This window comes from Intrasporangium sp. Soil_C_50, assembly GCF_057656595.1.
Genome location: NZ_JBDGKB010000003.1, coordinates 230482 through 242931, shown reverse-complemented (window position 1 = coordinate 242931; position 12450 = coordinate 230482). Strand labels below are relative to the sequence as shown.

At 71.9% G+C, this 12450-nt stretch carries 14 protein-coding genes; 9 read left to right on the top strand and 5 right to left on the bottom strand.

What is annotated here, in order from left to right:
• The first annotated feature begins 201 nt into the window (after positions 1–201).
• The 6 genes from AC3A5R_RS10725 to AC3A5R_RS10700 all read left to right on the top strand — a co-directional run bounded on the left by AC3A5R_RS10725 (position 202) and on the right by AC3A5R_RS10700 (position 5515).
• Positions 202–477: a WXG100 family type VII secretion target gene (locus tag AC3A5R_RS10725; protein WP_083707499.1), complete on the top strand. Its 276-nt coding sequence runs from the start codon at positions 202–204 to the stop codon at positions 475–477.
• A gap of 48 nt (positions 478–525) precedes the next feature.
• Entirely contained in the window at positions 526–801 is a 276-nt protein-coding gene (locus tag AC3A5R_RS10720) for a WXG100 family type VII secretion target (protein ID WP_207556097.1), read from the top strand.
• An 841-nt stretch (positions 802–1642) separates the two neighbouring features.
• Positions 1643–2944: a DUF6421 family protein gene (locus AC3A5R_RS10715; protein WP_487620893.1), complete on the top strand. Its 1302-nt coding sequence runs from the start codon at positions 1643–1645 to the stop codon at positions 2942–2944.
• On the top strand, positions 2941–3639 hold the full coding sequence (locus tag AC3A5R_RS10710; RefSeq protein WP_487620753.1) for an SDR family oxidoreductase: 699 nt from the start codon (positions 2941–2943) through the stop codon (positions 3637–3639). Before AC3A5R_RS10715 ends, AC3A5R_RS10710 begins: the two co-directional genes overlap by 4 nt.
• 60 nt (positions 3640–3699) lie before the next feature.
• Complete coding sequence (locus AC3A5R_RS10705; protein WP_487620752.1) at positions 3700–4761, top strand: threonine aldolase family protein; 1062 nt, start codon at positions 3700–3702, stop codon at positions 4759–4761.
• A gap of 70 nt (positions 4762–4831) precedes the next feature.
• Positions 4832–5515 carry a class I SAM-dependent methyltransferase gene (locus tag AC3A5R_RS10700; protein ID WP_487620751.1) on the top strand — a complete coding sequence of 228 codons (684 nt, stop codon included), beginning with the start codon at positions 4832–4834 and terminating at the stop codon, positions 5513–5515.
• Between the two features lie 93 nt (positions 5516–5608).
• Here the strand turns inward: AC3A5R_RS10700 and AC3A5R_RS10695 are convergent, their stop codons facing one another.
• A complete protein-coding gene (locus AC3A5R_RS10695) occupies positions 5609–6247 on the bottom strand; it encodes a peroxiredoxin (RefSeq protein ID WP_487620750.1) in 639 nt (212 codons plus the stop codon).
• Between the two features lie 171 nt (positions 6248–6418).
• Between AC3A5R_RS10695 and AC3A5R_RS10690 the strand changes: the two genes are divergently transcribed.
• Positions 6419–6862: a hypothetical protein gene (locus AC3A5R_RS10690; protein WP_487620749.1), complete on the top strand. Its 444-nt coding sequence runs from the start codon at positions 6419–6421 to the stop codon at positions 6860–6862.
• A gap of 77 nt (positions 6863–6939) precedes the next feature.
• Here AC3A5R_RS10690 and AC3A5R_RS10685 read toward each other — a convergent pair whose 3' ends face one another.
• Positions 6940–7686, bottom strand: a complete 747-nt coding sequence (locus tag AC3A5R_RS10685; protein WP_487620748.1) for an endonuclease/exonuclease/phosphatase family protein — start codon at positions 7684–7686, stop codon at positions 6940–6942.
• A gap of 106 nt (positions 7687–7792) precedes the next feature.
• On the opposite strand from AC3A5R_RS10685, the gene AC3A5R_RS10680 reads away from it, so the two are divergent.
• Positions 7793–8731, top strand: a complete 939-nt coding sequence (locus tag AC3A5R_RS10680) for a DUF4190 domain-containing protein (RefSeq protein WP_487620747.1) — start codon at positions 7793–7795, stop codon at positions 8729–8731.
• A gap of 341 nt (positions 8732–9072) precedes the next feature.
• The gene (locus tag AC3A5R_RS10675) at positions 9073–9804 is read left to right on the top strand and encodes a DUF4190 domain-containing protein (protein ID WP_487620746.1); all 732 of its coding nucleotides are present in this window, start codon (positions 9073–9075) and stop codon (positions 9802–9804) included.
• A 14-nt stretch (positions 9805–9818) separates the two neighbouring features.
• On the opposite strand, the gene AC3A5R_RS10670 is transcribed toward AC3A5R_RS10675, so the two are convergent.
• From AC3A5R_RS10670 to AC3A5R_RS10660, 3 genes are all read right to left on the bottom strand, one after another.
• A complete protein-coding gene (locus AC3A5R_RS10670; RefSeq protein WP_487620745.1) occupies positions 9819–10460 on the bottom strand; it encodes a hypothetical protein in 642 nt (213 codons plus the stop codon).
• A gap of 132 nt (positions 10461–10592) precedes the next feature.
• A complete protein-coding gene (locus AC3A5R_RS10665; RefSeq protein WP_487620744.1) occupies positions 10593–11684 on the bottom strand; it encodes an inositol-3-phosphate synthase in 1092 nt (363 codons plus the stop codon).
• A gap of 3 nt (positions 11685–11687) precedes the next feature.
• The gene (locus tag AC3A5R_RS10660) at positions 11688–12392 is read right to left on the bottom strand and encodes a PadR family transcriptional regulator (RefSeq protein WP_487620743.1); all 705 of its coding nucleotides are present in this window, start codon (positions 12390–12392) and stop codon (positions 11688–11690) included.
• Between the last annotated feature and the right edge of the window lie 58 nt (positions 12393–12450).

Here is a 12450-nt window from a genome sequence, read left to right as displayed (position 1 = left end):
TCCGCGGTCATGGGGAGTCCTCCCCATCGACGTGGGGGAGGTGCTGCCATAGGTTCATGCATGTCGACGAACGGTGCGACACGGGTGGAAACCCCCGAAGCACCGCGAACGTCACGAGAGGTACAGGGCCGGCCGACAGGGGTGGCCTGAGAGCACGAGACTTCCCGACGTACTCGGGGGAACACGGCAAAGGAGAAGGTCATGGCTTGGCTCGGAATGAACGACGATGAGGTCAACGCCCAGGGCAACGTCCTGCAGCAGCAGGCTGAGGCCATCCAGAAGCTCATCACGAAGGTCGACCAGGAGGTCGAGTCCCTCAAGCAGAACTGGCAGGGCGACGACTCCAAGCAGTTCGAGCAGGAGTGGACGGGCACGCACCGTCCCGAGCTCCAGAAGGCTCAGAAGCTGCTCACCGAGATGAAGACGACGATCGACCACGAGGTCCAGCAGCAGCGCCAGACCTCGTCGCAGTACTGATCGCCCACCACTCATCCACGCAACGCAGACTTCTGAAGGGGAACTGACATGGCTGTTTACAAGAAGGGCATGAACGCGGACGCGGTGTCCGCGTCCGGTGACAAGCTCGTCGGCTACAAGGGCGAGCTCGACGGCATCGTCGAGGCCGTCAACAGCGCCGTCTCGCAGATCAAGAGCAACTGGGGTGGCTCGGACGCCGACCGCTTCCAGAGCGACTGGCACGGCCAGCGCCAGGTCGTCTCGGCCGCCGGCGACAAGCTCGACGCGATGGGCAAGAAGTGCAAGACCAACGCCGAGTCGCAGAAGAGCACGTCGGCCAAGTGAGCCGGCGCCGGCGGGCGTCGTGACGTCCGCCGGCACCACGAACCACCGGAGGGTGGTCGTCCTCTCAGGGGAGGGACGGCCACCCTTCGGCGTGCCCGGGGTCCGAAGGCCCCTGCAGGACTGTGGGCCGTCTCATGTCGAGGCGGCACGAATTGGCGTTTGCGCTGCCCGTGCCCGTAGATTCTTCGACAAGAAAGCATCAACGCCGAAGTTTCTCCGGACAGGAGGCCCCTCCGTGAGCCTGTTCCCCTCCGTGGCCGTCGTCGCCGACCGGCCCGCCCTCACCGACTCCCTCACGTCTGGCCTGGCCCACCGCGGCTGCGTCGTGGCGGCCTCCGAGGCCGCCGACGTCCTCGTCGTCGACGCCGCCCGCGCCGCCGATGCCGTGGCGACCGACGCGCTCGCCGCCGGTCGCGGCGTCGTCGTCCTCGGCGCCCCCGCTGCCCCTGTCGCCGGCATCGGGACCGACGCGTCCGTCGCTCCCGCGGGCCGCCTGACCTCCGCGATCCGCGTCGAGCGCGACACCGAGCTGGGGGAGGACCTCCTCGCCCGCGTCGACCTCACGGCCCTGGGCGCCACCGGCGCCCTCGACGTCGAGGCCCCGGCCCGGCCGCTGCTGCTCGCCGGCGGCGTTCCGGTCGCCGCCGTGCGCACCGACGCCGACGCCACCGGTCGCGTCGTCGTCCTCGCCGTCGACGCGTCCGCGCCCTCGGCCCCGTCCGTGGAGGCGGGGGAGCGGGCCTTGGCCGACCTCGTCCACAACGCCGTCTCGCACGTCGGGCCCCGCCCCGAGCGTCGCGTCGCCGTCGCGAAGCACCCGCTCGTCGAGACCGACGCGTGGATCTCCCTCAAGGCGTCCGTCACCGGCCTGCGGGCGCTGCAGGCCTCCGACGGCTCGGTGCCCGACACCGCCGACCACGCGGCTGCCGCCGCGCACGTCGGCCGCGTCGTCACCGGCATCCAGGCCCTCGCGCCGCACCTGCCGCACGACGCCGACTACCTCGAGGCGCTCGTCAAGGACTTCGGCCGCTGGACCGACGGCGGCTTCGAGGTGCCCGACTTCTACGACTCGCTCGTCGCGTTCGCGCCGGCGCAGCACCGGCAGGACGGCCTGCCCCACCTCATCGTCTTCCCGATGTACACCCAGAACGGCAACCCGCACCGCCAGGTCGAGGCCGTCCTGCTCGAGGTGATCTGGCCCGACTTCGTCGCCGACCTCGAGGGCGGCGACTACTCCAACGCGCTCTTCCTGCCGATCCGCTTCCTCGACTTCACCGAGGGCTACGACACGAACTCGGCCGTCCTCTTCCCCGAGACCGTCGCGATGCGCGAGGTGCCGGCGTTCACGTGGGGGGGCATCTTCGCCGACCGCGAGGCCGCCCGCTTCCGCCGCGTCATCTCCGAGGCCGCGTCGGTGACCCGCCTGTCGCTGCCGCCGGACGCCGCACGCCTGCTCGCCGACCAGCAGCTGGCCGAGCACACGTTCGTCATGTGGGACCTCATCCACGACCGCACCCACATGCACGGCGACCTGCCGTTCGACCCGTTCATGATCAAGCAGCGGATGCCGTACTTCCTCTACTCGCTCGAGGAGCTGCGCTGCGACCTCACGGCGTTCCGTGAGGCCGTCGCGCTCGAGGCCCAGGGCCACCCGTACGCGCGCCTCGTGCAGTACGCCGTGCTCTTCGACCGCATCTTCCGCTTCGCCATCACCGGCGACCGCACCCGCAACTACGACGGCCTCGGCGGCCAGCTGCTCTTCGCGTGGCTGCACCAGAAGGGCGTGCTGCACTGGACCGACAACCGCCTCACGATCGAGTGGGAGAAGGTCGCCGAGCCGGTGCTCGAGCTCGGCCGCGCCGTCGAGGACCTCTACTGGCGCTCCATCGACCGGCCGAAGATCGCGCACTGGCTCGCCGCCTACGACCTCGTCGCCGGGGTGCTGACGCCGCACCCGCTGTCGGCGTGGGCCCGCCACCGCGACGGCGACCTCACGGCGCTGCCGCTCGACGGCCCGCCGAAGGGTCTGACCGACCAGGTGCTGCCGGACGAGTTCCCCCTGTCGATGTTCTACGAGGCGCTCGCCAAGAAGATGAAGGGCGTCGTCGAGTCGACGTCCGGCATCACCGGGGCGAGCGCGTGACGGCCGACGGACAGCGCGTCGTCGTCGTCACCGGGGCCACCGGGGGGACCGGCCGCGCGACCTGCGGGGCGCTGGTCGAGCGGGGCGAGCGCGTCGTCGCGGTGGGTCGCGACGACGCCTCGCTCGCCGCCCTCGCCGCCGAGGTCGGCTCGGACCTGCTGATGACCCGGGTGTGCGACCTGCTCGACGGCGACGCCGTGCGGGCGCTCGCCGCCGAGCTCGTCGACACCTTCGGTGGCGTCGACGCGCTCTTCCACCTCGTGGGCGGCTGGCGCGGGGGAAAGCTCTTCACCGAGTCCACCGATGAGGACTGGGCTTGGCTCTCGGGCAACCTCGTCGACACGCTGCGGCACACGACGCTCGCGCTGCACGACGCCCTCGTCGCGTCCGGGCGCGGACGCGTCGCCATCGTCGGCGCGGCCGCCGCGTCGACGCCGACCGCGGGCAACGCCGCGTACGCCGCCGCGAAGGCGGCGGCCGAGACCTGGCTCGCCTCCCTGGCCGACTCGTTCGCCTCCGCGGACGTGACCCCCGGCTCGGCGGCGAGCACCGGTGTGGTGAAGTGGATCGGCGAGGGTCGCACCGCGACCCGACCCGCCGAGGTGGCCGCATGGCTCGTGAGCCTCCTCGACGGCGAGGCCGCCGCCCTCAACGGGGCGCGCGCCGAGCTGTGGCCTGGCGCCGAGCGCGCCTGAGCCAGAACGCCTTCCGCCGCCTCGCGGCAGAACACCTGACCGAGTGACGAAGAGGACCGCGTGACCACCCTGCACGACACCGCGAAGCGCGGCTTCGCCTCGGACAACTACGCAGGCCTGCACCCGGAGGTGCTCGCCGCGCTGGCCGCCGCCAACGGCGGCCACGAGATCGCCTACGGCGAGGACGCGTACACGGCGCGCCTCCAGGAGGTCATCGCAGGCCACGTCGGCACCGCCGCCACGACGTGGCCGGTGTTCAACGGCACCGGTGCCAACGTCGTGGCGCTGCAGGCGCTCCTGCCGCGCTGGGGCGCCGTCGTGTGCGCCGAGACCGCGCACATCAACACCGACGAGAACGGCGCCCCCGAGCGGATGGGCGGCATCAAGCTGCTCACCGTGCCGACGCCCGACGGCAAGCTGACCCCCGAGCTCGTCGACCGGCAGGCGTGGGGCTTCGGCGACGAGCACCGCGCGCAGCCGCTCGTCGTGTCGATCACCCAGACCACCGAGCTCGGCACGTGCTACACGCCCGCGGAGGTCCGGGCGATCACCGAGCACGCCCACTCGCTCGGCATGCGCGTCCACCTCGACGGCGCCCGCATCGCCAACGCCGCGGCCACGCTCGGCACCGACCTGTCCGCCTTCACCGGCGACGCCGGCGTCGACGTGCTCAGCCTCGGTGGCACGAAGAACGGCGCGCTCGCCGCCGAGGCGGTCGTCGTCGTGGACCCCGAGCTCGCGGCCGACCCGGCCCTCGGCCTCGTCCACGTGCGCAAGCTGTCGATGCAGCTCGCCTCCAAGATGCGATTCGTGTCGGCGCAGCTGCTCGCCCTCTACGACGGCGACCTGTGGCAGCGCTCGGCCTCGCACGCCAACGCGATGGCCACCCGCCTCGCCGCCGGCGTCGAGCCGCTCGACGGCGTCACCATCCAGCGGCCCGTCGAGGCCAACGCCGTGTTCGCCGTGCTGCCTCGCGACGTCGCCAACGCCCTGCGCGAGCGGTTCCGGTTCTACGACTGGGACCCGGCCACGGGCGAGGTGCGCTGGATGTGCTCGTGGGACACGACCGAGGCCGACGTCGACGCCTTCCTCGCTGAGCTGACCCGCCTCCTGCGCGCCTGAGCCGAGCGACGGGAGGCGACCACCAGGTCGGCCCGGCGTGGCCGACAGTGGCGTCTGGGAGGCTGCGCGGATGGATGCAGCGCGAGGGACCGCCGACCACGACATCCCCGGCGGGTACGCCTCGGTGCGCGACGCCTACGACACCGTCGCGAGCGACTACGCCGCCTACTTCCCCGACACGTGGGCCGAGACGCCACTCGACCTCGCCATGGTCGACGCCTTCGTCGCGGCGGTGGGTGCGGCCGGCGACGGTGGCGAGGTGCTCGATGCCGGGTGCGGCGCCGGGCGGATGAGCCGCTACCTCGCCGACCGGGGCCTGTGCCCGCAAGGGCTCGACCTCTCGCCCGGCATGGTGGCGATGGCGCGCCGGGACCACCCGGACCTGAGCTTCGAGGTCGCCTCGCTCGACGCGCTGCCCCTGCCCGACGCGTCGGTCGACGGCGTCCTGCTCTGGTACTCGGTCATCCACACGCCGCCGTCCGGGCTGCGGCGACTGCTCGCCGAGGCGGTCCGGGTGTGCCGTCCGGGCGGTCACCTGCTCGTCGCCAGCCAGTCGGGCCGCGGGGTGCGCGACGTCGCCCCCAGCTACCGCCGGTTCGGCCACGACATCACCCTCGAGCGTCACCTGCACACCGCCGGCGACCTCGCCGCGGGACTCGAGGCCGCCGGTGCCGTGGAGGTGGCGCGGCTCGTCCGGAGGGCCACGGGCGTCGAGCGCGACGACCAGGCCGCAGTCCTCGCACAGCGGGCCTGACGCGTCGGTCGGCCTGACGCACAAGGGTGGTCAGCCCGTCGGGGGTGACCACCCTTGTGGTGCAGACAGTCTCGGGCTCTCACCCGTTGCGGGTCAGACCGTCGCGGTCGTGTACCGCAGGTAGGGACGGACCTCTTCGACGGCGTCGGCGCCGAAGCGCTCCCGCGCGTCCGCGGTAGACAGCGTCGGGGCGACGATGACGCGCTGGCCCTCGCGCCAGTCGGCCGGCGTCGAGAAGGGGCCGCTGTCGGTCAGCTGGAGGGCGTCGACGGCGCGGACGATCTCGTCGAAGTTGCGGCCGACGCTCTTGGGATAGGTGAGGCTGAGGCGCACCTTGTTCGCCGGGTCGACGATGAAGACGGAGCGGACGCTCGAGGTGTCGCCCTCGCCGGGGTGGATCATGCCGTAGAGCTCGGAGACGGTGCGGTCCTCGTCGCCGATGATCGGGTAGGCGACGGACGCGCCGCCGACCTCCTCGATGTCGCCCTTCCACTCGTCGTGCCTGTCGGTCGGGTCGACCGACACGGCCAGCACCTTGACGTTGCGCCGTGACCACTCGTCCTCGAGCGCGGCGACGCGGCCGAGCTCGGTCGTGCACACCGGCGTGAAGTCGGCCGGGTGGCTGAAGAGCACGGCCCAGCTGCCGTCCTTCCAGTCGTGGAAGCTGATCTGGCCCTCGGTCGTGTCGGCGGTGAAGTCGGGGGCGACGTCGCCCAGTCGCGGTGATGCCATTGGCTCGTCCTCTCGCGGTCGGGCGCACTCCACGCCCCGGATTGCGAGCCATTCTTTCCACGAAACCATGCGTTGCGTTATGGGTGTCCAAATGTTGTGACGCGTCACGTGTCGCAGTGGGCAGGTACGGGTGCTCACGTGCAGGCCCGACCACCCGTGCTGTGATGAGTCATGGCATCGCATGCACACCGTGCCAGCGCCCTGCCGGCCCTTCCGGTTCTGGCGTTCGGGCACTCGACCGTCGCCGCGGCGGGTGTCGCCACCGTCACCGTTCTCATCGTCGCCGGCACACAGCCGGATGCCGAGCTCGAGGCTCTCTACACGAACGTCGGCATCCTCCTCGCCGCTCCGGTCACCGCCTTCTCCGCCGTCGCCGTGACCTGCCTCAGGCGGTCGCGGACCGCCCCCGTCCGGGCGACTCGGCTGTCACTCGGCCTGGCAGTGACCGAGCTCGCCGTCGCGGTGGCCCTCCTCGGTGGCGTCGTCGTCGCCGTAGAGGGCTACGAGGAGTTCGCGCCCTGGCGCTCGCCGCTGCTCGTCCCGGCGCTGCTGCTCGCCGGCCTGGGCGGCGCGGCCCTCACCAACGCGCTGCGTGTGATCAAGACGGCCCGCTGACCCGACGCTCACGTGGCTCGTGCACACGTGGTCCGACGACGTCCCGCTCCCGCCGACACGGCCACGCGCCGTCGCCGTCAGCCGAGCTCGAGGTCGACGACGACGGGCAGGTGGTCCGACGGCACCGGGTCGAGGCGGGTCACGTCGACGACGCGCGCGTCCGTCGAGACGAGGTCGCGCGTCGTCAGCACCCAGTCGATGTGCGGGCCGCCGGGCTGCGCGGGCCCGAGGCCGGTGAACGTCCCGGGCGTCACGTCGGTGACGTGCGGCGCGACGGCGTCGACGAGCCCGGCCTGGGCCAGGGCCGTGTACGGCTCCGACGAGCGCGCCTCCGCGTTGAAGTCGCCGAGCACGACGCTCGGGTCGTGCCCGAGGCTGCCGCCGAGCAGGCGGGCCCCCTCGAGGCGGGCCTCTGCGCTCACGTGGTCGAGGTGGGCGTTGACGAACATGTAGGCGGTGCCGTCGCCCGCATCGCGCAGCCGGACGGTCGTCGCTGTGCGCGGGAACGCCGCGCCCCACGCCGTCGACCCCGGCACCTCGGTGCGGTCCGAGAGCCACCACGTGTGCCACGAGAGCAGGTCGAACCGCGCCGTGTCGTAGATGACCGCCGTGAACTCGTCGTTGCGCGCCCCGAGCCGACCCTCTCCGAGCCACGCGTACCGGCTCGGCAGGTGCGCCGCGAGGTCGTCGAGCATCCGCGCGGACGCCTCCTGGGTGCCGAGCACGTTCGGCGCCTGCTCCTCGATGACCGACACGACACCGGCGAGGCGGTCGGGCCAGTGCGGGGGCTCGAGGGCGGTCTCGGTGCGGAGGTTCCACGTCATGACGCGCATCGTTCGATCCTGCCCCACGGGGCCGCATCCCGACAGCGGCAGACGCCGGGTACCGCTCGTCGGCATCGGGTCGCTGGGTGTGGGATGCTCACGCCCCGTGAGCCCTTCCCCGAACGGCGAGGACACGATCTCCTCGCCGCCGTACCAGCTGCCGCCGTCCACCGCGGGCAGCCCTCAGGTCCCGCCTGCACCCATCGCCTCTCCGTTCGTGGCTCCGGGGGCCGCACCCGCCGTGCCCGCCCTGCCCGACGCCACGGGCGGGCAGCCGTACCCCGGCACGACCGCCCTCGATGCGTCCTTCCCCGACGTGTACGCGTCCTTCCCCGGCGCGCCCGCGGAGCCGGTGCCGCCCGTGCCGCCCGGCCACGACCAGCGCGAGTACCGGCCCGGCACCAACGGCCTGGCCATCGCCGCCCTCTGCTGCGGCATCGCCGGCCTCCTGCCCATCGCGGCCGTCGTCGGCATCGTGCTCGGCATCGCCGCCCTGAACCAGCTGCGGCGCGTGGTGCAGGGCGGTCGGGGGCTCGCGATCGCCGGTATCGTGCTCGGCTCCCTGTGGCTGCTCGGCTGGGCCGCGCTCATCACCATCGGCGTCCTGGCCGACGACCCGGTCTCGTCGACGTCCAGCGGCGCCGGATCGGGTGCCTCGTCCTCGTCGTCGACCTCGAGACCTGGCGAGCGACGGGTCGAGGTGGGCGATCTCAAGGCGGGCGACTGCTTCAACGGCGGTTCGGTCGGGTCCGGCACCGACGTCGGCGAGGTGTCCGTCGTGCCCTGCTCGACGCCGCACTCGAGCCAGGTCATCACGGTCTTCGAGCTGCCGCGCGGGCGCTACCCCGGCGAGGACAAGGTCGTCGACGCGGCCGACAAGGGCTGCTCGGACAAGGCCGACCCCCTTGTGCGCGAGAGCCGCATGGACGAGGTGGACCCGTCCTTCCTCTACCCGGCCGACGCCTGGACCTGGGCGAACAGCCGGGCCATCCAGTGCACCGCCGACGCCAAGTCGGGCACGGTCACCGGCAGCGTCCTGAAGTAGTCGCCGCCCGGCTCACCGCCGGGGCGTGCCCGTGGGCGTGCCCGTGGGCGTGCTGCCGCCCTTGGTCGGTGGGCTCGTGGCTGCGCAGACCGGGTTACCGCGTCAACACCCGGCCCGTCGACGCGCGGGAAAGTCGCTGAACGGGCCCGACGGCGCCGTTGTGTGTGGAAGGCTCCCGGCTCGTGAGCCCTTCGTCGCCGAACGAGGAGGACACGGCCTCCTCGCGCTTCCAGCTGCCGCCGCCGCCCGCGCCGGGCCCAGGCGCACCCGCGTCCATGGCGTCACCGGTGCCCACTGGGTCACCGGTGCCCACTGGGTCGCCGGTGCCCACTGGGTCGCCGGTGCCCACTGGGTCGCCGGCCTCCTTCGCGTCGCCCACCGGGTACCCGGCCTACCCCGGCTACCAGGCCGCGCCTCCCGCTCCGCCCGGCCCCGACGACCGCGAGTACCGGCCCGGCAGCAACGGCCTCGCCATCGCCGCCCTGTGCTGCGGCGTCCTCGGGCTCGTGCCGTTCGCCTCCATCGCCGCGATCGTCCTCGGCATCGTCGCGCTCAGCCAGCTCAGGCGCGTGGTGCAGGCCGGCCGCGGCATGGCGATCGCGGGCATCGTGCTCGGGTCGCTGTGGATCGCCGGCATTCTCGCGTTCTTCGTCTTCGCCGTGACGAGCTCCCCGGACCGCGAGGGGTCCACGGGTGCACTGGTCCCCGGCCAGGCGGTGGACATCTCGGACTTGCGGGCGGGTGACTGCTTCGACGGCGTGCCTGCCGCCGGCGGAACGTCCTTGACGAAGGTGACGAGTGTCGCGTGCTCAGACCCGCACGAGGCCCAGCTCGCCGCGACCGTCACGCTGCCCGCGGGGCCGTGGCCCGGTCAGCAGGATGCCGCCCTGCGGGCCGAGTCCACGTGCACCACCGCTGTCCCCTCCGGGGTGCGCGCCGCGGACGTCGACCGGGTCCAGCTCATGTACCTCTACCCGAGCACCCAGGCGTCGTGGCGCATCGACCGCGGCGTCGCGTGCGTCCTCGTCGACCCCGACGGTGGCCACCTGACCCACTCGGTCCTCAACCCCTGACCGAGGGCGCCCGGTCAGTACTTGTGGAAGTACGCGGTCAGCGACGAGCGGCTGTTGTAGCGCGAGCAGACGAGGTCGAAGTCCTTGCTCGGGATCCACCACTGGGACAGCACCACTCGGCCGCCCTGGAACGAGGCCCGACCACACTCTCGCTGGGCAGTCACCATGGACGACTGGCCTGTCGTGTGCCACTCAGGCATCCCGTACCGGGCCGATCCGAAGATCGACCGCCACTGGTACCCCGTCGAGTACACCCCGACCCGGTAGCCGGCCGCACGGTAGGCGCGGGCGGCACCCTCGAGGACGGCCCGGTTCGCCGCGACACTCTTGGACCACGGCGTCTTCTTGTAGAACTCGACGTCGATCCACACCACCGGTGAGGCCAGGCCGACCTTGCGCATCGTCGAGATGTTGTACCTCGCCTGAGCCCAGCCGAAGTTCGACAGGCTGCCCAGCGAGTCCCGGGTGCGGTACGGGCCAGCCGTGGCGTACCGCTTGATCTGCGCCGGCAGGGGCGGGACCGTTACCGCGTAGGCGGCGGCGTACACGTGGTGCGACTTGGCCCACCCGACCTGGGCAGGCAGGCACTGGCTCGCGGAGAACGCCGGTCCGGCGGTCAGGCCGATGACCAGCATCCTCGTGCCGGGGGCGGGCATCGGCTTGACCCGTGTGCGCCGGGTGGGCCTCGATCCCTCGACGGAAGGCACGAGGCCCCCTCCCGTGCGGGAGGGGGCCTCGTCTTTCACGCGTGGTTCACGCGTCGTCCACGCGGTGCGGGTGCCGCTGGGTCAGCGGGGCTCCTCGCCACGGATGAAGGCCTCGAGCTTGGCGCGGCCGATCGTGTCCTCGCGCTGCTCCGGCGGGGACTTCATGAGGTAGGACGACGCCGACAGGAGGGCGCCACCGATGCCACGGTCCTTGGCGATCTTCGCCGCGCGGATGGCGTCGATGATGATGCCGGCCGAGTTCGGCGAGTCCCACACCTCGAGCTTGTACTCGAGGTTCAGCGGCACGTCGCCGAAGGCGCGACCCTCGAGGCGGACGTAGGCCCACTTGCGGTCGTCGAGCCACGCGACGTAGTCCGACGGGCCGATGTGGACGTTGCGGTCGTCCTTCTTGCCGGCGAGCGGGCCGGTGAGGTTGGACGTGACGGCCTGCGTCTTGGAGACCTTCTTGGACTCGAGGCGTTCGCGCTCGAGCATGTTCTTGAAGTCCATGTTGCCGCCGACGTTGAGCTGGTACGTGCGGTCGAGCACGACGCCGCGGTCCTCGAAGAGCTTGGCCATGACGCGGTGCGTGATCGTCGCGCCGACCTGGCTCTTGATGTCGTCGCCGATGATCGGCACGCCGGCGGCCTCGAACTTCGCGGCCCACTCGGGGTCGGAGGCGATGAAGACCGGGAGGGCGTTGACGAAGGCGACACCGGCGTCGATGGCGCACTGCGCGTAGAACTTGTCGGCCTGCTCCGAGCCCACCGGCAGGTAGGACACGAGCACGTCGACCTCGGCGTCCTTGAGCGCCGCGACGATGTCGACGGGCTCGGCGCCCGACTCGTCGATCGTCAGCTTGTAGTACTTGCCGAGGCCGTCGAGGGTGTGGCCGCGCTGGACCGTGACGCCCGTGGTCGGCACGTCCGCGATCTTGATGGTGTTGTTCTCGGAGGCGTTGATGGCCTCGGCAAGGTCCTTGCCGACCTTCTTGTCGTCGACGTCGAACGCGGCGACGAACTCCACGTCGCTGACGTGGTAGTCGCCGAACGTCACGTGCATGAGGCCGGGGACGGTGCCGGTGGCGTCAGCGTCCTTGTAGTACTCGACGCCCTGCACGAGCGAGCTCGCGCAGTTGCCGACGCCGACGATGGCGACGCGTACGGATCCCATGGATCACTCCTTGTTGTTGTCGGTGGTGCTGGGGGTGCTGCCGGATGTGGTGCCGGGGGTGGTGCTCGATGTGGTGCTCGATGTGGTGCCGGCCGGGTTCGAGGGGGCGGACTGCGGGTCGTCGTAGGCCGACGGGCCGGGGTCGAGGGCTGCGCGCCGCTCGGCGACGATGAGCTCCTCGAGCCAGCGGACCTCACGCTCGGCCCGCTCCTCGCCGTGCTGCTGGAGGGCGAGGGTGTAGCTGTCCATCCGCTCGCGGTTGCGGGCGGACGCGTCACGGACGTTCGCCAGGCGCTCCTCGAGCCGGGAGCGCCGGCCCTCGAGGATGCGCAGGCGCACCTGCGCCTCGGTGCGCGAGAAGAAGGCGAACCGCACGTCGAAGTCGTCGTCGTCCCACGCGTCGGGGCCCGGGGCGGCGACGAGGTCCTGGAAGTGCTCCTTGCCGTCGGCCGTCAGCTCGTAGGTGATGCGCGGCCGCTTGCTGCTGCCCGGAGCCTCCTCGGTGGTCTCGTGGATCCAGCCGGACTCGACGAGGCTGCGCAGCGCCGGGTAGAGCGAGCCGTAGGACAGCGCGCGGAAGATGCCGAGGGCCGTGGTCAGCCGCTTGCGCAGCTCGTAGCCGTGGAGCGGACCGTCGTGCAGGAGCCCGAGGACGGCGAACTCGAGCAGCGCGGCTCGGCGGCTCGTCGGACGCGATGGCTTCGGCACGAACCACACACTACACGTGAGATATATCGGCGCGATACATCGCCGTCGCGTCTGGGAA